Here is a 22,219-nt window from a genome sequence, read left to right as displayed (position 1 = left end):
GAGGCGGAGGAAGCGGAGAGGGGTTTGAAAAGGCCGGGCAGGGCGCCCGGCCTGAGAGGTGAGCGAGGCTGTTACTGCCCAGCCAGCACCAGTTGGCCATCCTGCAGCGGGATCTTGTCGCCGGGATGGTTGTTCATGCGCACGGTACCGGTCTCGTCACCGATGCTGTATTCGACCTGGTAGCCAACAAGGTTTTCCTTGTTGTCGTACACGGTTTCGCAGCGCTGTTCGGTGGTGGTATAGGTATTGCCGGACTGGATGCGTTCCTGAGTCTTGTTGCCGGCATAGCCTCCGGCAGCCGCGCCCGCCACGGTAGCGATCTTCTTGCCGGTACCGCCGCCCACCTGATTACCCAGCACGCCGCCAATCACCGCGCCGGCCACGCTGCCCAATACCTGATGCTGGTCCTTGACCGGTTTCTGGCGGGTCACGGTTACCTGCTGGCATACCTCGCGAGGAATGCGCTCGTTTTCCTTTATTTCGACAACGTTGAGTACCTGAGCATGGGTCGGCGTCTTGTCGGAAAACGCGTTGTACCCGGCAAAGGCTCCTCCTGCAGTGACTACTACAGCGCCGATAACGATACCTGACAACATTGATTTATTCATGGTGAAATCCCTGTGTACTGCGTTTGTCTGATGCGGTTATCCGCAAATCTACTTCTGAGACCTTATAGTGGTCTGCAAGTTCAGCTTTGGTTTTCCGCCGCGTTGCCGAGAGCCTGTGCTGCTTCCACTCGCAGCAGTTCGATGAGCGCCTGGCCGGCATTGGATAGTGTCCGCCCGCTGTGGTGAATGCAGCCGAGTTGCCGTACCAGTCCTGCGTTGGGGATATCGAGTGCCCGCACCTGTGAATCGACCATGGTCCGCGGCAGCACGCTCCAGGCGAGGCCGATGGAGACCATCATCTTTATGGTTTCCATATAGTTGGTGCTCATGCTGACCTGCGGTTTGATATGGTGTTGGTCAAAGAGTTGAGCCACCACGCGGTGAGTAAAGGTGTTGATGCCTGGAAACACCGCCGGATACGCGGCCAGCTCTTGCAGCTGCACCGGGTTCTTCTCGGCCAGTGGGTGTTCGGGTGCAACGACGAACTCCAGATGATCATCCCAGATGTGCGTGGCAATGATCGGCGCTTCGACTGCGGGGGCCAGGGTAATTACGGCCAGCTCTATTTCGCCATGCAAGACCTTTTCGTAGGCGACTTCGGAATCGAGAAATTCAATATCCAGCACCACGCCGGGATAGGCCTTGGTGAAACGCCGCAGTATCGGAGGCAATCGGTGCAGGCCAATATGGTGGCTGGTGGCCAGGCTTAGCCGACCCTTGATGCTGGATGACAGGTTATCCAGCGCGCGCCGCGTGTCGTTCAGAGTGTGGATGATGAGTTCGGCGCGGGGTTTCAGTGCTCGTCCTGCCTCGGTCAGGCCGATGTGCTTGCCGATACGGTCGAACAGACGTGCATCGAGCTGCTGCTCCAGGGTGGCGATGCGTTTGCTGATGGCCGGTTGGGTCAGATGCAGCTGCTCCGCCGCGCGCGAAAAGGAGCCTGTGGCGGCGACAGCAAGAAAGGCGATAAGGTTGCCAGTATCCATGACGGATTCCGTTTGGTTATCCAATGCATGAATATAATGAATTTGTGTTATTGATTGCCAGCTTTTACCATCATCTCGTCAATAAAGAGCTGCCGCCGGGTTTTCCGTGACCGCAGTCATCAGCCGATTCAGGAGATAAGCATGTCCGCCAAGACGCTTTACGACAAGCTTTGGGACAGTCATCTGGTCAAGCAGCGCGACGATGGGTCAGCGTTGTTGTATATCGACCGCCATCTGCTCCATGAAGTTACCTCACCTCAGGCCTTCGAGGGGTTGCGTCTGGCCGCCCGGAAGCCATGGCGCATCGACGCCAACCTGGCGACGCCCGACCACAACGTACCCACGATCAACCGTGCCGCAGGTACTGCCGGTATCGAAGATCAGGTCTCCAAGTTGCAGGTCACTACACTGGATGACAACTGTCGCGATTTCGGCATCATGGAATTCCATATGACCGACCGGCGCCAGGGTATCGTGCATGTGGTGGGGCCTGAACAGGGTGCCACTCTGCCCGGCATGACCATCGTCTGCGGCGACTCGCATACTGCCACCCACGGTGCCTTTGGTGCCCTGGCTCATGGTATCGGCACGTCCGAGGTTGAGCACGTATTGGCCACCCAGTGTCTGGTCGCCAAGAAAATGAAGAATATGCTGGTCAAGGTCGAAGGCGAGCTGGGCTTTGGCGTGACGGCCAAGGACATAGTGTTGGCCGTGATCGGCAAGATAGGAACGGCTGGTGGTAACGGGCATGCCATCGAATTCGCCGGCTCGGCAATTCGCAGCCTGTCAATGGAAGGGCGCATGACCGTCTGCAACATGGCTATCGAGGCCGGCGCTCGCGTAGGCTTGGTTGCCTGCGACGAGAAAACCGTCGCCTACGTCAAGGACCGTCCTTACTCGCCCAAAGGCGAGGATTGGAATAATGCCGTGATCGCCTGGCAGGATCTGGTATCCGACGCCGATGCCGAGTTCGATACTGTGGTCGAGCTGGATGCTGCGCAGATTCAGCCCCAGGTATCCTGGGGTACTTCACCGGAAATGGTCGTGGCGGTGGATGCCAACGTGCCGGATCCGGCAGAAGAAACCGATCCAGTCAAGCGCAGTGGTTATCAGCGTGCGCTGCAATACATGGGGCTGGAAGCCAATCAGCCGATCACCTCCATTGCTCTTGATCGCGTGTTCATCGGTTCTTGCACCAACTCGCGGATCGAAGATCTGCGTGCCGCCTCGATCGTGGTCAAGGGTCGCAAGGTGGCCAACACCATCAAGCAGGCGATGGTGGTTCCGGGCTCGGGGTTGGTCAAGGAACAGGCTGAGCGCGAAGGACTGGATGTGATCTTCAAGGCCGCGGGTTTTGAGTGGCGTGATCCCGGGTGCTCCATGTGCCTGGCGATGAATCCCGACCGACTGCAGGCGGGAGAGCATTGCGCGTCGACCTCCAACCGTAACTTTGAAGGTCGGCAGGGTAATGGCGGACGCACGCACCTGGTCAGTCCGGCCATGGCAGCAGCGGCAGCGATTGCTGGCCATTTCGTTGATGTACGAGAGATGCTCAGAGAGGAGGCGACGGCATGAAGGCCTTTACCAAACACACCGGGCTGGTTGCACCATTGGATCGCGCCAACGTGGATACCGATCAGATCATTCCGAAGCAGTTTCTCAAATCGATCAAGCGCACCGGTTTTGGCGCCAATCTGTTCGACGAGTGGCGCTACCTGGATGAAGGCTACCCGGGGCAGGACAATTCCACCCGTCCGCTGAATCCGAATTTCGTCCTCAACCAGCCGCGTTACCAAGGTGCCAGTGTATTGCTGGCGCGGGAAAACTTCGGCTGCGGCTCCAGCCGTGAACATGCGCCCTGGGCCCTCGATGAGTATGGTTTTCGTGCGGTGCTGGCATCGAGCTTTGCGGATATCTTCTTTAATAACAGCTTTAAAAATGGCTTGTTACCTATTGTTTTGGCAGAAGAAGATATCGATGAGCTCTTTGCTCAGGCCGAGGCGGAAGAAGGCTATCAGCTGACCGTCGACCTGGAAGCGCAAGCGGTGGTCCGCCCCGACGGCAAAAGCTACGGTTTCGAGATCGACGCTTTCCGCAAGCACTGTCTGTTGAATGGCCTGGATGATATCGGCCTGACGCTGCAGGACGCCGACGCCGTTCGCATATTCGAAGAGAAGCACCGCCAGGCGCAGCCGTGGCTGTTCGGTGCGATCAAGTGAATTGACTCGGAAGCCGGAGTCGCCGACCGTTTCGGTTTCGCGTACTCCGGCTTCAGATATAAGAAATCAAAGGCTTACGAAAATATGTCAAAGAACATTCTGATTCTTCCCGGCGACGGTATCGGCCCGGAAATTGTTGCTGAAGCGGTCAAGGTACTGGACGCCGCCAGTGAAAAATACAACCTGGGCGTCGAGCTAAGCTATGACGATCTGGGCGGTGCGGCCTATGATCGCTACGGCACGCCGCTGGCAGACGAGACACTGGAGCGTGCGCGCCAGGCTGATGCCATTCTGCTGGGTGCCGTTGGTGGTCCTAAGTGGGACACTATTGATCCTGCGCTGCGCCCCGAGCGCGGGCTGCTGAAGATACGTTCGCAGTTGCAGCTGTTCGGCAACCTGCGTCCGGCGCTGCTGTATCCGCAACTGGCCGAGGCGTCCACCCTCAAACCCGAGGTGGTTTCCGGCCTCGATATCCTTATCGTTCGTGAGCTGACCGGTGGTATCTACTTTGGTCAGCCGCGTGAGCGCCGGGTGTTGGATAATGGCGAGCGTCAGGCCTATGACACCTTGCCCTACAGCGAAAGCGAGATCCGCCGCATCGCCACTGTCGGTTTCGACATGGCCCGCCTGCGCAGCAAGAAGCTGTGCTCGGTGGACAAGGCCAACGTGCTGGCGTCCAGTCAGCTGTGGCGCGAAGTGGTGGAGGAAGTGGCCAAGGACTACCCGGATGTCGAGCTGTCGCACATGTATGTCGACAACGCCGCCATGCAGCTGGTCCGTGCGCCCAAACAGTTCGATGTGATCGTTACCGACAACATGTTCGGGGACATTCTGTCGGATCAGGCATCCATGCTCACTGGCTCCATCGGCATGCTGCCATCGGCCTCCTTGAATGCGCAGAGCAAGGGTATGTACGAGCCCTGTCACGGCAGTGCGCCGGATATCGCCGGGCAAGGCATTGCCAACCCGCTGGCCACCATTCTCTCGGTATCAATGATGCTGCGTTACAGTTTTGCTGAAGCCGTTGCAGCCGATGCCATCGAGAAAGCGGTCAGTCAGGTGCTGGACCAGGGCCTGCGCACCGGTGACATCATGGCCGCTGGCTGCCGTCAGGTTGGCACTCGGGAAATGGGTGACGCCGTGGTCTCGGCGTTGAAAAACCTGTAACCTGTCGCATTGCTTAATTTGTACCCGGCACTGGCCGGGTACAACTGTCAGGAATTTTCACCCCACGGGGGGTTGTAGTTATGAAACAAGTTGGTTTGATCGGCTGGCGGGGCATGGTGGGTTCCGTGCTCATGCAGCGCATGCGTGAAGAGAATGATTTTGCATCCATTGATCCGGTGTTTTTCACCACATCCAACGTGGGTGGCACCGGACCGGACATCGGCAAGGGGATTCCCGAGCTGAAGGATGCTTACGACATCGAAGCCCTCAAGCCCATGGACATCATCATCACCTGTCAGGGTGGCGATTACACCAACGCTGTCTACCCCAAGCTGCGCGCTGAAGGCTGGAAAGGCTACTGGATCGACGCTGCCTCCGCGCTGCGCATGGAAGATGAGTCGATCATCGTGCTGGATCCGGTCAACCGTCGGAACATCGATCAGGCCGTGCGTGACGGTATCAAGACCTTCGTCGGAGGCAACTGCACCGTCAGTCTGATGCTGATGGGGCTTGGCGGTCTGTTCGAGAATGGCTTGGTCGAATGGATGACTGCCATGACTTATCAGGCAGCCAGTGGCTCCGGTGCGCAGAATATGCGCGAGTTGATCAATCAGATGGGTGTGATCAACGGTTCGGTTGCCGACAAGCTGGCTGATCCGGCCAGTGCCATCCTGGATATCGATCGTCAGGTTGCTGCAACCCTGCGTGATGACAGCTTCCCAGCCGAGCACTTCGGTGTTCCCCTGGCCGGCAGCTTGATCCCCTGGATCGACAAGCAGCTGCCCAGTGGTCAGAGCCGCGAAGAGTGGAAGGCCCAGGCAGAAACCAACAAGATCATCGGTCGCAGTGCTCGTCCGATTCCGGTCGACGGGATCTGTGTGCGTATTGGCGCCATGCGCTGTCATAGTCAGGCGCTGACCATCAAGTTGAACAAGGATGTGCCGCTGGCGGATATCGAAGCCATGCTGGATGCGCACAACCCCTGGTCGAAAGTGATTCCGAACGAAAAAGAGGCCACTATGCGTGACCTCACTCCGACTGCCGTGACCGGAACGCTGAAAGTGCCGGTCGGCCGCCTGCGCAAGCTCAACATGGGGGCGCAGTACCTGTCGGCCTTTACCGTGGGTGACCAGCTGCTCTGGGGCGCTGCCGAGCCGCTGCGGCGCATGCTGCGGATTCTGCTCGAGGGTTGACTCTCTCTCCGGGCAGGAACCAATAATTGGGGCACCCCCGTTTGGCGGGGGTGCCCTTTGTGTTTTCAGGATTCATTCGAGAAAAGAGTATTTATGAGCAAGACCGGTGATGTGGCGATTGTAGGTGTGAGCGGCCTGGCAGGTGAAGCACTGCTGAATGTGCTGGATGATCATGACTTTTCCTTCGCTCGGATTCATCTGCTGGATATCGAAGATCGTGCCGGTAGCCGGCCCATGCTCAAGGGGCAGAGTCAGCGTGTCGAGCCGCTGGAGCGATTTGATTTTTCACAGGTGGCGCTGGTGTTGTTCGTCGACCCCGAGCTGGCGACGGGCTGGGCAGCGCAGGCGGTTGCGGCCGGCTGTCTGGTGGTGGATGCCGGCGGTGCGTTCCGGCATGACACATCCGTCCCGCTGGTAGTGGCCGATGTAAACCCTGCGGCGCTGCAGGGTGTGCGTGCGCGTGGCGGTATTGTTGCCTGCCCGGATGCTCAGGTAGTACAGACAGTGACTGCCTTGCAGCCCTTGGTTGCTCAGGCGGGTTTGCAGGCCGTTACCCTGGCTACCTATCAGTCCATGTCGACTCTGGGTGGTGACGAGGTCGAAGCTCTGGCGCTGCAGACTGGTCGTCTGCTCAATGGTCAGCCGGCGGAGAAGGGCAAGCTGGAGAAGCAGGCCGCATTCAATCTGATACCGCGGATCGGTGAGGTGGACGAAAACGGCAATAGTCAGGTAGAGCTGCAGTTGGCTGAGGATGTTCGCCGCATACTGGAATTGCCTCAGTTGCCGGTATCCGCTACCTGTGTTCTGGTGCCGACGTTCTTTGGCAGCGCCCAGGTGATGCAGATCCGCACACGCGAAGAGCTGACTGCCAAGCGTGCCGCGACCCTGCTGCGCAAGGCTCCCGGCATCAAATTGCTCGATAAACCCGCTGCCGGCGGTTATCCCACACCGGTAGCCGACGCCACCGGCACCGATCAGGTCTGGGTGGGTCGGCTACGGCAGGATTCTTTTGATCCGATCAGTATCAGTATGTGGCTTGTGTCTGATAATCTTCGCAAAGGTGTCGCACTTAACAGCCTTGCTGTCGCAGAGTTATTGATAAAAGACCATTTGTAATCGATACTTGCTGCGGATTTGTAACAATCACTCAAGGATTGTCCGGGCAGACACTGATTTGGTTTGACTGATGTCAGATTGCCGGTTGCCGGTGGGAGGAGAACCGGTAGTGCGGTGATGGAGTTCATGGACGCGTGTAAAACGATAAAGCAAAGGATCTTCGCTATGGTTCGCAAACTGGTTTTGGCTGTCGCCGCAGCTAGTGCCCTGATGTCATCCAATATGGTCCAGGCGCTGGGGGTTGGAGAGATTAACCTGCGGTCAGCCTTGAATCAGCCATTGGATGCCGAAATTGAGCTGCTGCAGGTCCGCGATCTCAGCAGCAGTGAAATTCGCTCGGTACTGGCGTCGCCCGATGACTTCGGCAAGGCCGGCATCGATCGTTCGTTCTTCCTCACCGACCTGACGTTTACTCCAGTTGTCAGGCAAGACGGCAAAGCCGTCATCAGGGTGACTTCGACCCGCCCGGTCAAGGAGCCCTACCTGAACTTCCTGATGGAAGTGCGCTGGCCCTCCGGACGGGTGTTGCGTGAATTCACCTTGCTGCTGGATCCGCCTCTGTATCAGCCGGCGCCTGTCGCCGCCAGTGCCCCTATAGCCCGTCCGACGAGTTCAGCTTCCGGCAATATAACCCGTCCAGCTCCAGTATCATCCGCATCCCAGCCGGCCGCCAGCGCGGCGTCTGGCGTTGCTGCTTCGGCGAACGCGTCTGCCGGCCCGGCTTCCGGTGAGTGGAAGACCTCGCGTGCCGATACCCTGTGGGATATCGCCCTGAAGAGTCGCCCGGAAGGTGCCAGTGTGCACCAGACCATGCTGGCGATTCAGGATCTGAATCCCACCGCCTTTATCGGTAGTAATATCAACAGTCTCAGAGCTGACCAGACGCTGACCTTGCCGACTGCAGAGCAGGCCGCTACGCGCAGCAGCGCTGATGCAGTGGCGCAGGTCGCCAGCCAGACGGCTGCCTGGCAGAATCGTCGGCCAGCTACCGAGCCGGCGCCACGGCAGCTGGATGCGCGTGAGCGGGACGTGGCTGGTGCGGCACCTGCACAAACGCGCAACGAAGACTCCCTGCGTCTGGTTTCCGGTACTGACGAGGCCAGTGAGAACAACACCGACTCGGCAGCAGATGGCGAGAACGGTGGCCTGCGTGATGCCCTGGACCGTACCGAGGAACAGTTGGATTCCACCGAGCGGGAAAAGAATGAGCTCAATGAGCGGTTGGCCGATATTCAGGGCCAGCTGGAAACGTTGCAGCGCCTGCTTGAACTCAAGGATGCGCAACTGGCTGCGCTCCAGAGCGAGCTGAGCGGTAATGGCGAGCTACCCGATATCCTGCCGGTTCCGGAAGAAAATGCCCAGATTGACACTGCGCTGGTAGACACCCCGGCGCTGGCCGACGAGCCGGTTGAAGCCGATCTCTCGGTGGAGTCAGAGGCTGCAGCGGAGACTGACGCCGAATCCGGTGAGACTGAAGATGCCGGGGAGACGAATGCTGACGAAGAACAGGTAGCCGTAGCGCCGCTGGCTACTCCAGCCGAACAATCACCTGCGCAGCCCGACAGCGCCATTACTCCGGTGCAACCAGCACCGATTGTACCGGCTGGCGAGGAGGCGCGAATGGACAGTAAATCACCGGAAGCCCTGCTGCAGCGGTTCATGCAGAACCAGAGCCTGTTGCTGGGCGCCGGTGTTGTAGCCCTGTTGCTATTGCTGTTGATTCTGATGGCAGTTGCCCGCCGCAATGCCCGTCGTGAAGCCGAGCTGGCTGACAACTTCATCGCTCAGTCCGTATCCAGCGACGAGAGCAGCGAAAGCGACGAAAGTGATTTCAATGTGGCGTTGGCCAATGCGCAGAATGAGCAGGAGAATGTGGGCATCGCCGAGGACCCGCTGGTCGAAGCAGATGCTCTGATCGCCTATGGCAAGCTGGATCAGGCTGCCGATGCTCTGCAGTCAGCCATCTATGAGGAGCCGGAACGTACCGACCTGCGCCTGAAGATGATGGAGGTTGAAGCGCTGCGGGAAAATCCACAGGGCTACTCCGCTCAGGCTGAAGCTTTGCGCCGCATGGGTGTGGCGGATGCCTCGGTGGAAATGATGAATGCCCGTTATCCTCTGATGGCGGCTGGCCTGATGACAGGGGCAGCGTTGATGATTGATGGCAGTGAAGCGGCGGAAGAGGAGTCTCCGGTAGAGTTCCTGGACGAGGCTCCTGCGATCGAGAACGATGGCGAAGCCATTGCACTGGATACAGGTGCAGACGAATTCGACTTCAGTGATTTCGGCTTGGAAAAGGACGCAGCGGCTTCACTGGCGGATTCGGCCGATGAGCAGGAAGTCGGCTTCGATCTGGACTTCGATCTGGATGAAGAGCTGTCAGGCCCTGCATCGGCAAGCACGGATATGGACATGTTCGAGAGCACCCCGGACTCCGTGGAGCCGCTCGAAACTCAAATGGCGACACCGAACGATGACTTCGAGCTGGATCTGAATGACGAGCTGCAGGCGGATAACCTGTTGGCCGAGTTCGAGGCGATGAATCTGGCTGCACGGAACGACGCGGAAACAGCGGAAGGCGATGACAACTTCACGCTCACCGATGAAGATCTGGCTGGTTTCGAGGTCGAGTTGCAATCGGTCATGCATGCAGAGGAAGCCGCCGGCGACGATAATGCCGACCAGGCGTCTGTGCAGGATGACGCGAGCGCGGGATCTGGAACTGCCTTCAATGAGGAACGCATGCCAGCCGACAGCCTGGATGATGATGACTTCGACTTCCTGTCGGATACCGATGAGTGCGCCACCAAACTGGATCTTGCCCGAGCCTATATCGACATGGGCGACGAAGAAGGTGCGCGTGATATCCTCGCCGAAGTGGTTGAAGAAGGGAACGAACAACAGCAGCAGGACGCTCGCGAAATGATAGGGCAGATTGGCTGATAGATGAGTAGTACAACTGTAGATGCGGCCGCCTCCGAGGCGGCCGCTGTTGTTTCAAGGGTGGCTGCCTGCGTTGAATACAGCGGCACAGCCTATCGCGGATGGCAGCGTCAGCAGTCCGGCGTACGGAGTGTTCAGGAGGCCGTCGAGAAGGCCCTGTCGCGGGTCGCCAACCATCCGATCCAGCTGTTCTGTGCGGGGCGTACCGACGCCGGAGTGCATGCATCCTGTCAGATCATCCACTTCGACAGCACGGCCAAGCGTGAGCCGATGAACTGGTTCCATGGCGCCAATGCCAATCTTCCTCACGATATCAGCTTGGTCTGGGCCAAGCCGGTGGGCATGGATTTCCATGCACGCTTTTCGGCTAAGGCACGGCGCTACCGGTATGTGATATACAACGATCCGGTGCGTCCGGCGCAGCTTGGACGTGAAGTTACCTGGAACTATCGGCCGCTGGATATCGAGCGCATGCAGGAAGCCGCGCAGGTGCTGGTGGGGGAGCACGACTTCACGTCATATCGGGCTGTCGCCTGTCAGGCCAAATCTCCGGTAAAGACCATTCACCATCTCAAGCTGGTACGTTTCGGCAAGTTCATTGTGCTGGATATCCGTGCCAGTGCCTTTCTACACCATATGGTGCGTAACATTGCCGGCGTGCTGATGCAGATAGGCTGTGGCGAGCGACCGATCGATTGGGCCGGTGAGATATTGCATGCGCGCAATCGTCGGACCGGCGGGCTGACCGCGCCGGCGTATGGTTTATATCTGGTCGATGTCACCTATGCCGAGCATTTCGACCTGCCCAAACGCTATCTGGGCCCGCATTTTCTATCGGCACTCAATGAATCGGACTGACTGACGCCCTCTGGGCTGATCTGCTACTATCGTCTGCCTTACCCATTCAGAGTCTGTGATTTGCCTATGGCGCGTATCAAAATCTGTGGCATTACCCGGGTGGAGGATGCTCTGGCGGCAGCTCAGGCCGGAGCTGATGCCATTGGTCTGGTATTTCATGCCGCCAGCCCGCGTGCAGTCAGCATCGATCAGGCCAGGGCCATCGCTCAGGCGCTGCCGCCCTTTGTCACTGTGGTCGGTCTGTTCGTCGATGCGTCTGAAACTGCCATTCATGCCGTACTGGAGCAGGTGCCACTGGATCTGTTGCAGTTTCATGGCGATGAACCTGATTCTTTCTGCCAGCGCTTTGCCCGGCCCTACCTCAAGGCGGTGCGGGTGCGCCCTGGGGATGACCTGAATGCGCTGGCCGCCAATTGGCCAGGCGCCAGCGGCATTTTGCTGGACAGTTACAAGCCCGGCGTGCCGGGTGGTACCGGAGAGACCTTTGACTGGTCGATGATTCCTTCACAACGTTCCTGGACGCTGGTGCTGGCGGGAGGCCTGCAGGCGGACAATGTGCGCCAGGCCATCGACATGACAGCGCCATGGGCAGTGGATGTCAGTGGTGGCGTCGAAGCTGCCAAGGGAATCAAGGATGTCGACAAAATCAACGCTTTTATTCATGAGGTGAAGCGTGTCTGATTCAACCCCTATCGATTATGCAAGCGTGCCCGATCAGCGTGGCCACTTTGGTCCCTACGGCGGCCGCTTTGTTTCCGAGACGCTGATGGATGCTCTCGAAGAACTCGAAGTTCTGTATGAAAAGCTGTCAAAAGATCCCGACTTCCAGGCCGAGTTCGATCGCGATCTGGCTCACTATGTAGGTCGGCCATCACCGCTTTACTTCGCCGAACGGCTGACCGAAAAAGTTGGTGGTGCGCAGATATGGCTCAAGCGTGAAGACCTGAACCACACCGGCGCGCATAAGGTGAACAACACTATTGGTCAGGCCCTGCTGGCCAAGCATATGGGCAAGCCCCGGGTGATTGCCGAGACCGGCGCTGGCCAGCACGGCGTGGCTACGGCTACGGTTGCTGCGCGCCTGGGCCTGAAGTGCCAGGTGTACATGGGCGCTGAGGACGTCAAGCGACAGGCACTGAACGTGTATCGCATGAAGCTGCTGGGCGCCGAGGTGATTCCGGTCACCTCCGGTTCCAAGACGCTCAAAGATGCGATGAACGAAGCCATGCGCGACTGGGTGACCAACATCGATGACACTTTCTACATCATAGGCACCGTTGCCGGCCCACACCCTTATCCCAAGCTGGTCCGTGACTTCCAGTGTGTGATCGGCCGCGAGGCTCGTGAACAGTGCTTGGCGCAGGCCGGCCGTCTGCCTGATGCGCTGGTTGCCTGCGTGGGCGGTGGCTCCAACGCCATCGGCCTGTTCCATCCGTTCCTGGAAGACCAGAGCGTCGCCATGTATGGCGTCGAAGCCGCCGGTGACGGGCTCGATACCGGACGCCACGCGGCGCCCTTGAATGGCGGTCTGCCTGGCGTGTTGCATGGCAATCGTACTTATCTGATGTCGGATGAGAACGGGCAGATCATCGAGACTCATTCGGTATCCGCTGGCCTCGATTACCCTGGTGTGGGACCAGAGCACAGTTGGTTGAAGGATATCGGGCGAGTTGATTACGTTGACGCCACCGACACTGAGGCGTTGGCTGCATTCCGCGAGTTGACCCAGGTTGAAGGCATCATGCCGGCACTGGAATCCAGTCACGCCGTTGCCTATGCGATGAAGCTGGCTGCAACAATGCGGCCTGACCAGATCATCGTGGTGAACCTGTCCGGTCGCGGCGACAAGGACATCCATACTGTCGCCGGTATCGACGGCATCAGCATTTGAAGGTATGACATGAGCCGAATTAAACAGTGTTTTGATACCTTGCGCGCCAATGGCCGCAAGGCGCTGATCCCGTATTTCACCGCCGGTGACCCGAACCCGGAAATGACCCTGCCGTTGATGCATGAGCTGGTCGAGGCTGGGGTTGATGTGATTGAACTGGGGATTCCCTTTTCCGATCCTATGGCTGATGGCCCGGTTATCCAGCTGGCCATGGAGCGGGCGTTGGCGCACAACGTCAGCCTGCGTGATGTACTGGATATGGTCCGTGCGTTTCGCACCACCAACCAGACCACCCCGGTGGTACTGATGGGCTATCTGAACCCGATGGAGCGCATGGGCTATCAGGCCTTTGCCAAGCAGGCAGCGGAAGCGGGAATTGATGGTGTGCTGACTGTGGATCTGCCGCCGGAAGAAGCTGAAGAGGTCGTGCCGCTGTTCCGTGAGTACGGTCTGGACTGCATTTTCCTGCTGGCACCGACCACTACCCTGGCCCGTGCACGTAAAATCTGTGAGCTGGCAAGCGGTTATGTCTATTATGTTTCATTGAAAGGTGTGACCGGATCGGCTGCGCTGAACGTCACCGAAGTAGCAGAAAAGCTGGAGCAGCTGCGAACTGTTACCGATCTGCCGATCGGTGTCGGTTTCGGTATTGCCGATGGCGCCGCTGCCGCTGCCGTTGGCGCTGTAGCGGACGGCGTGGTGGTCGGCTCAGTCTTGGTCAAACAGATTGCCGCGCATGTGGGTGATCCTGTACAGGCCCGGGCCGGCATCACAGCAGTCATCCGCGAGATGCGGACAGCCATGGATCGCTGAGCGACAGCGAATTCGACTATTTTGGTGAAGCAGACAACAGATAAGGATTGGCAATGAGCAACTGGTTGGTGGATAAACTGATTCCTTCCATCGTGCGTTCCGAAGCGCAGAAGAGCAGCGTGCCCGAAGGGCTGTGGCGCAAGTGCCCGTCCTGTGACGCGGTGCTGTACCGCCCCGAGCTGGAAAAGAATCTGGAGGTCTGCCCCAAATGCAGCCATCACCTGCGGATCAATGCGCGGCGCCGTCTCGATATTTTCCTTGATGCCGATGGTCGTACTGAAATAGCCGCTGAGCTGGAGCCGGTCGACAAGCTCAAGTTCCGCGATACCAAGAAGTACAAGGATCGCCTGGTTGCAGCCCAGAAGCAGACCGGTGAGAAGGATGCACTGGTCGTCATGCAAGGCTCTCTCAAGGGCATGCCGCTGGTAGCCAGTGCCTTCGAGTTCAACTTCATGGGCGGCTCCATGGGCAGCGTGGTTGGTGCGCGATTCGTCCGCGGTGCCGAAATCGCTCTGCGTGAACGTATTCCCTATGTCTGCTTCCCTGCCTCCGGCGGTGCGCGGATGCAGGAAGCGTTGTTTTCACTGATGCAGATGGCCAAGACCAGTGCTGCTTTGGCGCGTCTGAAAGAGGAAGGTATTCCCTTCATCTCGGTCATGACCGACCCAGTCTATGGTGGCGTGTCTGCCAGTCTGGCCATGCTGGGCGACCTCAACGTGGCTGAGCCCAATGCATTGATCGGCTTTGCCGGACCGCGCGTCATCGAGCAGACCGTGCGCGAGAAATTGCCTGCGGGCTTCCAGCGCAGCGAGTTTCTGTTGGCCCACGGCGCGCTGGACATGATCGTTCCGCGCCATGAGATGCGCGACCGGTTGGCAAGCATCCTGGCATTGCTGACCAACCAGCCGGCCCCGGTAACGAGTGAACCCGAGCTGCCGATAGCAGACGCGGAAGTGACTGGCGAAGCCTGATGCCGGCCTTGGGGCTGGCCGACTGGCTGGCGCGACTGGAGCGACTGCATCCGGCAGAAATCGATATGGGGCTGGAACGGGTGGCCGAAGTGGCTTCCCGCCTTGCGGTGCTGGAACCAGCGTCGTTGGTCTTCACCGTTACCGGTACCAATGGCAAGGGCTCGACCTGCGCTGCACTGGATAGCCTGTTGCGGTACGCCGGCTTGCGCAGTGGCTGCTATGCATCACCGCACCTGGTGCAATACAACGAACGTGTCAGTATTGACGGCCAGCCGGTCAGCGATGCAGATCTGTGTGCCGCCTTTGTGGCTATCGACCAGGCGCGTGGCGCCATTTCCCTGACCTACTTCGAATTTGGCACCCTGGCTGCGCTCTGGTTGTTCAAGCGTGCCGGGCTGGATGCCGTGGTGCTGGAAGTTGGATTGGGCGGCCGTCTGGATGCGGTCAATGTGGTGGATGCCGATGTGGCCGTGGTCACCAGCATTGGTCTGGACCACAGTGACTATCTGGGCGACGACCGTGACTCGGTAGGCTATGAGAAGGCCGGCATCCTGCGTCAGGGGCGTCCGCTGGTCTGCTCGGAAACCGATCTGCCGCCGCGCTTTCTACAGCAGGTCAATGCGTTGCAGGTGAACATGTTGCAGCGAGGCCGCGAGTATGGCTGGACACCGGGCAGAGAAGGGCATTGGGCACTGTTCGGCAAGAGCGCAGAGCAGTCCGGACGGCATATCGATGTGCCGCCGGTCCGTCTGCCTCGCGATAATCTGTGTTCAGCTGTCCAGACTTTCTGGGCTGCTGGCCTGGATATGTCTGACGAGAACATCGCTGCGGCCCTGGTCGATGCCTTCGTTCCGGGTCGTCTGGATCAACGTGAGTTGCTCTGGAAGGGGCAGTCGCGTGAGCTATGTCTGGATGTGGGACATAACCCTCAGGCTGCTGCCTTTCTTGCGGCGCATCTGGCAACCAGACCGGTTCGCCGCCTTGCGGTATTCGGTTTGCTGGCAGACAAGAATCTCGACGGTATTCTGGAGCAACTGCGTGGTCAGTTCGACTCCTGGGCAGTGGCGCCTTTACCTAGCCCGCGCTCGTATGTTGCGCAGGATCTCGCTGAACAGTTAAGCGCGGCCGGCGAAACGGCTGCTGCCTTCGCCTCTATCGGTGAGGCAATTGCGTACCAGCTGGATAACACGACGGCTGAAACGGAAATCGTGATTTTCGGGTCGTTTTTCTGTGTTTCCGAGGCCATACTCTGGCTTAACGATCAGACCGGCGGAGATAGATAATGGACGAAGGCCTCAAGCAGCGCATCATAGGTGCCTTGGTGTTGGTGGTGGCAGCGGTAGTATTTCTACCCATGCTGCTGTCCGGACAGGATGAGACCGAACAGGTCGAAGTGGAAGTGCCTGAAGCACCGGTGCTGAATGAGCGGGAGATCACGGCCGCGGTGCCGCCGGCGCTGCCCGAGCCCGCCCAGGTGCCGGACATTCCACAGCCTGCGGTGGATGAGAGTGAGGCAATGCCGCTACCGCAAACCGCATCCATCGAGCCGGCTGCGCCGGTGATTGTCGAACCAGAGCCATCGGCGGCAGAGCCCGAACCAGCCAAGACACCTGCCCAGCCGCCGGCGGCGGCAGCCGCCACAGCGGGCGGCTGGGTGATTCAGCAGGCCAGTTTCTCCAGTGCCGAGAACGCGAACAGCTTCCGGCAGACGCTGGCTGGCCAGGGTTACAACGCCTACACCCGCTCCGCTCAGTCGGACGGCAAAACTATCGTGCGGGTCTTCATCGGTCCGCTGGAAAGCCGAGAGGCTGCTGCCAAAGTGCGCGATGAGCTGCAGCGTCGTCATCAGAGCAAGGGCCTGATCCTGGCCCAGGACGATAGCAACCGCGTCCGCTGAAACCCACCGGCGTGAGTAATGCTGAGCATGCCGGTGGAGCTTTTGTAGCGCTGTTTTCGATTGCCTGTTTCGATGCGATGCATGGCTCTGGTAGAATACTTTTTTCGTTATTGGATGCCTTACCGTGACACTAGCCGGCGTTGACTGGGCCATAATCGCTGTAATTGCCGTCTCCGCTCTGATCAGTCTGACCCGTGGCTTCGTCAAGGAAGCGTTGTCGCTGTTGACCTGGGTCATCGCCGGACTGGTTGCCTGGATGTTTGGCGGGGCACTGGCTGATCTGTTGACAGGCTATATTGATACGCCGTCCATCCGGGTGATCACGGCCTGTGCCATTCTTTTTGTATTGACCTTGATTCTCGGTGGTCTGATCAATTATCTGATCGGCCAACTGGTGTTGGTGACCGGGCTGACCGGTACTGATCGCTTTCTCGGCATGGTATTCGGCGCCGCGCGCGGTGTGTTGCTGGTTGTGGTGGTTGTCGGCTTGCTGAGCCTTGCACCGGTTCAGGCGGATGTCTGGTGGCGGGAGTCGGCTCTTATTCCTCATTTTCTGCTGGTGGCTGATTGGTCGAAGAATTTAATTCTCGGTCTGGTCGGTCGCTGATACCGGGCGTGGACGACAGCTGCTGCCGGTGTTTTTTATTTTCAACGAAAAAGGTGGTAAGGCATGTGTGGCATTGTTGGCATAGTGGGCAAGTCGAACGTCAATCAGGCGCTCTATGATGCCTTGACCGTCCTGCAGCATCGCGGCCAGGACGCCGCCGGCATCGTGACGTGTGATAAAGAGCGACTGTTCCTGCGCAAGGACAATGGCCTGGTGCGGGATGTGTTCCATCAGCGACACATGCAGCGGCTGGTTGGCACCATGGGTCTGGGACATGTGCGTTATCCCACGGCGGGCTCATCCACCTCAGCCGAGGCGCAGCCGTTCTATGTGAACTCGCCCTACGGCATTACCCTGGCGCACAATGGCAACCTGACCAACGTCGAGCAGTTGTCCAAGGAACTCTACGAATCGGATCTGCGCCACGTCAACACCAATTCCGACTCGGAGGTGCTGCTCAATGTGTTCGCCCATGAGCTGGCCCGCGAGCGCAAGTTGAATCCGACCGAAGAAGATATCTTCAACGCAGTGCGTACGGTGCATGATCGTTGTCGAGGTGGTTATGCCGCGGTGGCGATGATTACCGGCCACGGTATCGTAGGCTTCCGGGACCCCAACGGGATCCGTCCGATCGTCTATGGCAAGCGTGAAACCGAGCTGGGTGTCGAGTACATGGTCGCCTCGGAAAGTGTCGCTCTGGATGTGCTCGGCTTCGAGATCATCCGCGATCTGGCTCCCGGCGAAGCAGTCTTCATCACGGTGAACGGCGAGATATTCACCCGCCAGTGCGCGACCAATCCGAAGTATGCACCCTGCATCTTTGAACATGTCTATCTGGCCCGTCCCGACTCCATCATCGATGGTGTGCTGGTCTACAAGGCGCGCTTGCGCATGGGTGAGAAGCTGGCCGAGAAGATTCTGCGTGAACGTCCGGAGCATGGCATCGATGTGGTCATTCCGATCCCTGATACCAGCCGCACGTCGGCGGTCGAGCTGGCAAACCGTCTGGGCGTGAAGTTCCGCGAGGGCTTCGTCAAGAACCGTTATATCGGTCGTACCTTCATCATGCCTGGCCAGGCCGCACGCAAGAAGTCGGTGCGCCAGAAGCTCAATGCCATGGAGCTGGAATTCCGCGGCAAGAACGTGCTGCTGGTGGATGACTCCATCGTCCGTGGCACCACCTGCCGGCAGATCATTCAGATGGCCCGCGAAGCCGGAGCGAAGAATGTGTATTTCTGCTCGGCCGCCCCGGCGGTGCGCTACCCGAACGTTTATGGAATTGACATGCCATCGGCCCATGAGCTGATTGCCCACAACCGTACCACCGAGGAAGTAGCCGAGCTGATCGGCGCTGACTGGCTGGTCTATCAGGATCTGGAAGATCTGGTTGAGGCGGTGAGGGAAGGCAATCCGGTGATCGGTGAGTTCGACTGCTCGGTGTTCAATGGCGAGTATGTCACCGGCGACATCAATGAAGCCTATCTGGGCAAAATCGAGCAATCACGCAACGACGCGGTGATGGCCATGACCGATGTCGAAAACGCCAATATCGGCCTGCACAACAACTGATTTAGTGGAGGCAAAGATGATTTCCGATTGGCAGCCCGGGCGTCTGGACAGCGATCTTGAAGAGGCAGGCTTTGATACCCTGGCGGTGCGTGCCGGCCAGCATCGCAGCCCTGAGGCGGAGCATGGCGAGGCGCTGTTCCTGACCTCCAGCTATGTGTTCCGCAGCGCCGGTGACGCCGCTGCGTGCTTTTCCGGCGAACGCGCCGGCAACGTTTATTCACGTTACATGAATCCAACCGTCCGCACCTTCGAGCAGCGCATTGCTGCGCTGGAGAATGCGGAGCAGGCGGTAGCCACCGCCTCCGGCATGGCAGCGATTCTGGCTACCGTGATGAGCCTGTGCAGTGCCGGGGATCATATTCTGGTGTCGCGCAGTGTTTTCGGTGCCACCGTCAGTCTGTTCGACAAGTACTTCAAGCGTTTCGGTGTGGAAGTGGACTATGTCACCCTGGCCGACCTGGCTGGTTGGCGTGCTGCCTGCAAACCCAATACCCGTCTGTTTTTTGTTGAGTCCCCATCCAATCCATTGGCCGAGCTGGTGGACATCCGCGGGCTGGCAGCAGTAGCAAAAGAGCAGGGCGCGTTGCTCGCCGTGGATAACTGTTTCTGCACGCCTGCCTTGCAGAAGCCGCTGGACCTGGGTGCCGATATCGTCATCCATTCTGCCACCAAGTATATCGACGGGCAGGGTCGTTGCCTGGGCGGCATCGTTGCCGGTCGCAAGGAGCATATGCAGGAGGTGGTTGGCTTCCTGCGTACCGCGGGCCCGACATTGAGCCCGTTCAATGCCTGGGTGTTCCTCAAGGGGTTGGAAACTCTTCGTCTGCGCATGGCTGCCCATTGTGCTGCCGCTCAGGAGCTGGCCGAGTGGCTGGATAAACAGCCGGACATCGAGCATGTTTACTATGCCGGGCTGCCCAGTCACCCACAGCATGCCCTGGCCAAGTCGCAGCAGGCCGCTTTTGGTGCTGTGGTCAGTTTTGAAGTTCGTGGTGGTCGCGAGGCCGCATGGCGGTTCATCGACGCCACACGCTTGATCTCCATCACCGCCAATCTGGGTGATGCCAAGAGCACCATTACCCATCCGGCGAGTACCACCCACGGTCGACTGAGTGTCGAAACGCGGGAGGCGGCAGGTATCCGTGAAGGGCTGATTCGTCTGGCGGTCGGCCTGGAAGAGGTCGCTGACCTGCGTGCGGATCTGCAGCGCGGATTGGATGCAGCCCGCAGCTAGGGGGCTTGGGGAGTGAGCCTTAATCTGTAGGGCTACAGGGCAAGCTCCCCGGTTTCACTCAAGGTAGTGCGGTTGCGGCCTTTGGCCTTGGACCGATACAGCGCGCGGTCCGCTGCCTCTATCAGCATGCCGTACCCTGGCATGTTCTCTTGAATGCTGGCCACGCCCATACTGACGGTACAAGTCAGGATCAGACCTTCATAATCGATATACAACTGTTCGATACTGCAGCGTAGCCGCTCGGCAAACTGACTGGCACCTTCCAGACTGGTATCGGGCAGCAGAACGACGAACTCTTCACCACCGTAGCGGCCCGCATAGTCGCTCTCCCGCGCCAGCTGACGGGTCACTCTGGCGACCTGCCGGATGACTTCATCCCCCGCCCGGTGGCCGTGACTGTCATTCAGCTTCTTGAAGTGGTCGATATCAAACAGCACCAGGCTGGCCGGACTGTTATGGCGAGTGTGGCGGGCGAATTCACGCTCCAGGCAGTTCTCCCAGTGCCGGCGATTGAGCAACCCGCTCAGGCCATCGTGCAGAGCCAGTTCCTGAAGCTGGACGTTGGCGGTCTCCAGCTGACGCTTGTTGGTTGCCACATTGGTTACGTCATAGATGATCAGGCACACGTGGTCGGATGCTGCGCTGACCGTACTCAGGGGCAGGATGGTGACGTTCTGGTACATCTCATCGGCCAGGCCGGTGATCGGCTGATAGCTCTTGAAACGCACCAGATAGGGGCGTTGTTCCCAGATCGTGAAAGTGCGGATGCCAAGCATGATGGCAGTTTCGACCTTGTGGATGAACCAGGGGCGGTCGATTTCCGGAAACAGGTCGAGCAGCGACTGCTGCGACACCCGGCTGGCGGACATACCGGAGTGGTTTTCCATAAAGCTGTTCCATGCCTGTACCCGATAATCCCGGTCCAGGACAACCACACCGACATCGATGCTCTGGACTATATCCAGCATCCAGTGCAGTTCGCTGATATCGAGTGACGTCGTCATGACTGTTTCTTCCTGTGCATAGTGAACATCAGGCCAGCAGCTCGACTTTCCGCTGCAGTCTGGGCACCGAGTCCTCGGTGAACAGCAATATCAGATCGAACTGGATATCGTGGTTCTCCAGGGCATAGCTGATCTCGACCGCCAGGGTCTGCTTCCAGCGCGGACGATTGAGACGAATCAGCTCATCAATGGCGCAGTGTTGGCCGAGCAGCAACGGGTGTCCCACTGACAGCTGGATGCCGAGTTGTTCAGAGAGTCCGTTGAGGCAGGCGCCGGTAATGATGGCTGCGAGGTCGAGCAACAGCTCCAGATGGGATGTGGCGTCCATCTGACTGTTCAGCAGGCCGGCCACGTCACTGATTTCCGAGTCATGGAAGATCAGCAGAGCCTCACCGGCAATACCGCCGCCAATATAGCCCTGACAGATAGCCGAGACCTGCTGGGTGCCCTGAGCATCAGCCAGGGCCATCTGCAATTCGCCCACTTCCAGGATATTGACGTTGGGAATTGGCAGGCGGATGAAGACATTCAGAACGCGCCCAAGCAACTCTGCAGCGCGGCCCATGGCAATGTTGGCCAGTTCGCGAAAGGCATCACGAAAGTTGACCGAGGGCAGGCAGCGCGGCGCGAAATCCGGAGGCTGAGATGCCAGAGCTGGGAACTCCAGGCCCAAGGCAAGCAGCGCCGCTTCCAGCTCCATCGGGTTGACCGGTTTGCGCAGGAAGGCCAGGGCTCCAAGGGTTTTGGCCCGGCGTATGGCTTCTTGCTGAACATCGCCGGAGATGACGATGACATCGGCCTGCAAACCTTCGTCGCGTATGCGTGCAAGTACATCGAAACCATTCAGCTCGGGCATGGTGAGATCGAGCAGCACGATACGCCCCTTGCCACTGCGAATCGCTTCCAGGCCGAGGAGGCCATTTTCTGCCTGGGTGATCTGTAATGGCCAGCTGGGTGGCAGGTTGCGGATCAGCTGCTTGCGGGCCATGCTCGAATCGTCGCATACCAGCAGAGGTATGGCGTCGTCCACGTGGCTATCCTTTTCCGATGAGTAGCGATGAAGGCATAATGCCATCTTTGGCGTTAACCTGTCATCATCTGGATGACAAACGGCGTTGTTGTGAGAGATTCTTCACACATTCG

20 protein-coding genes are annotated in these 22,219 nt (G+C 58.8%); 16 read left to right on the top strand and 4 right to left on the bottom strand.

Going from position 1 to position 22,219, the window contains the following annotated elements:
• Positions 1-71: 71 nt before the first annotated feature.
• Complete coding sequence (locus INT39_RS12155; RefSeq protein WP_193074195.1) at positions 72-608, bottom strand: glycine zipper 2TM domain-containing protein; 537 nt, start codon at positions 606-608, stop codon at positions 72-74.
• Between the two features lie 80 nt (positions 609-688).
• On the bottom strand, positions 689-1,594 hold the full coding sequence (locus INT39_RS12150; protein WP_193074194.1) for a LysR family transcriptional regulator: 906 nt from the start codon (positions 1,592-1,594) through the stop codon (positions 689-691).
• A 141-nt stretch (positions 1,595-1,735) separates the two neighbouring features.
• Here INT39_RS12150 and leuC point away from each other — a divergent pair, with 141 nt between their 5' ends.
• The 16 genes from leuC to INT39_RS12070 all read left to right on the top strand — a co-directional run bounded on the left by leuC (position 1,736) and on the right by INT39_RS12070 (position 20,072).
• On the top strand, positions 1,736-3,169 hold the full coding sequence (gene leuC, locus INT39_RS12145; RefSeq protein ID WP_193074193.1) for a 3-isopropylmalate dehydratase large subunit: 1,434 nt from the start codon (positions 1,736-1,738) through the stop codon (positions 3,167-3,169).
• A complete protein-coding gene (leuD, locus tag INT39_RS12140; protein WP_193074192.1) occupies positions 3,166-3,813 on the top strand; it encodes a 3-isopropylmalate dehydratase small subunit in 648 nt (215 codons plus the stop codon). Before leuC ends, leuD begins: the two co-directional genes overlap by 4 nt.
• Positions 3,814-3,897: 84 nt before the next feature.
• Entirely contained in the window at positions 3,898-4,980 is a 1,083-nt protein-coding gene (leuB, locus tag INT39_RS12135; RefSeq protein ID WP_193074191.1) for a 3-isopropylmalate dehydrogenase, read from the top strand.
• Positions 4,981-5,060: 80 nt separating this feature from the next.
• On the top strand, positions 5,061-6,173 hold the full coding sequence (gene asd / locus INT39_RS12130) for an aspartate-semialdehyde dehydrogenase (protein WP_193074190.1): 1,113 nt from the start codon (positions 5,061-5,063) through the stop codon (positions 6,171-6,173).
• A 93-nt stretch (positions 6,174-6,266) separates the two neighbouring features.
• Entirely contained in the window at positions 6,267-7,289 is a 1,023-nt protein-coding gene (locus INT39_RS12125) for an aspartate-semialdehyde dehydrogenase (RefSeq protein ID WP_193074189.1), read from the top strand.
• Positions 7,290-7,454: 165 nt separating this feature from the next.
• On the top strand, positions 7,455-10,232 hold the full coding sequence (locus tag INT39_RS12120) for a FimV family protein (RefSeq protein WP_193074188.1): 2,778 nt from the start codon (positions 7,455-7,457) through the stop codon (positions 10,230-10,232).
• A gap of 3 nt (positions 10,233-10,235) precedes the next feature.
• The gene (gene truA / locus INT39_RS12115) at positions 10,236-11,090 is read left to right on the top strand and encodes a tRNA pseudouridine(38-40) synthase TruA (RefSeq protein ID WP_193074187.1); all 855 of its coding nucleotides are present in this window, start codon (positions 10,236-10,238) and stop codon (positions 11,088-11,090) included.
• A gap of 60 nt (positions 11,091-11,150) precedes the next feature.
• A complete protein-coding gene (locus INT39_RS12110; RefSeq protein WP_193074186.1) occupies positions 11,151-11,771 on the top strand; it encodes a phosphoribosylanthranilate isomerase in 621 nt (206 codons plus the stop codon).
• Positions 11,764-12,981 (top strand): tryptophan synthase subunit beta, encoded by a 1,218-nt coding sequence (trpB, locus tag INT39_RS12105; protein WP_193074185.1) that lies wholly within the window; start codon positions 11,764-11,766, stop codon positions 12,979-12,981. The genes INT39_RS12110 and trpB overlap by 8 nt, the downstream gene beginning before the upstream one ends.
• Positions 12,982-12,990: 9 nt before the next feature.
• The gene (gene trpA, locus INT39_RS12100; protein ID WP_193074184.1) at positions 12,991-13,794 is read left to right on the top strand and encodes a tryptophan synthase subunit alpha; all 804 of its coding nucleotides are present in this window, start codon (positions 12,991-12,993) and stop codon (positions 13,792-13,794) included.
• A gap of 53 nt (positions 13,795-13,847) precedes the next feature.
• Positions 13,848-14,765: an acetyl-CoA carboxylase, carboxyltransferase subunit beta gene (gene accD / locus INT39_RS12095; RefSeq protein ID WP_193074183.1), complete on the top strand. Its 918-nt coding sequence runs from the start codon at positions 13,848-13,850 to the stop codon at positions 14,763-14,765.
• Positions 14,765-16,048, top strand: coding sequence for a bifunctional tetrahydrofolate synthase/dihydrofolate synthase (gene folC / locus INT39_RS12090; RefSeq protein WP_193074182.1), 1,284 nt, complete (start codon positions 14,765-14,767; stop codon positions 16,046-16,048). Before accD ends, folC begins: the two co-directional genes overlap by 1 nt.
• Entirely contained in the window at positions 16,048-16,662 is a 615-nt protein-coding gene (locus tag INT39_RS22680; RefSeq protein ID WP_193074181.1) for an SPOR domain-containing protein, read from the top strand. The genes folC and INT39_RS22680 overlap by 1 nt, the downstream gene beginning before the upstream one ends.
• A gap of 124 nt (positions 16,663-16,786) precedes the next feature.
• Positions 16,787-17,269 carry a CvpA family protein gene (locus INT39_RS12080; RefSeq protein ID WP_193074180.1) on the top strand — a complete coding sequence of 161 codons (483 nt, stop codon included), beginning with the start codon at positions 16,787-16,789 and terminating at the stop codon, positions 17,267-17,269.
• A 63-nt stretch (positions 17,270-17,332) separates the two neighbouring features.
• Positions 17,333-18,838 carry an amidophosphoribosyltransferase gene (gene purF / locus INT39_RS12075; RefSeq protein WP_193074179.1) on the top strand — a complete coding sequence of 502 codons (1,506 nt, stop codon included), beginning with the start codon at positions 17,333-17,335 and terminating at the stop codon, positions 18,836-18,838.
• Positions 18,839-18,854: 16 nt separating this feature from the next.
• Positions 18,855-20,072: an O-succinylhomoserine sulfhydrylase gene (locus INT39_RS12070; RefSeq protein WP_193074178.1), complete on the top strand. Its 1,218-nt coding sequence runs from the start codon at positions 18,855-18,857 to the stop codon at positions 20,070-20,072.
• 32 nt (positions 20,073-20,104) lie between these two features.
• Here the strand turns inward: INT39_RS12070 and INT39_RS12065 are convergent, their stop codons facing one another.
• Together INT39_RS12065 and INT39_RS12060 are read right to left on the bottom strand one after the other, a co-directional pair.
• On the bottom strand, positions 20,105-21,076 hold the full coding sequence (locus INT39_RS12065) for a sensor domain-containing diguanylate cyclase (protein WP_193074177.1): 972 nt from the start codon (positions 21,074-21,076) through the stop codon (positions 20,105-20,107).
• Positions 21,077-21,104: 28 nt separating this feature from the next.
• Positions 21,105-22,106, bottom strand: a complete 1,002-nt coding sequence (locus INT39_RS12060) for a response regulator (RefSeq protein WP_319021353.1) — start codon at positions 22,104-22,106, stop codon at positions 21,105-21,107.
• Positions 22,107-22,219 lie beyond the last annotated feature (113 nt).

The sequence above is a fragment of the Pseudomonas sp. FME51 genome (genome assembly GCF_014897305.1).
The sequence above is the reverse complement of the archived record's forward strand: the minus strand, read 5'-3'. Positions and strand labels throughout refer to the sequence as shown.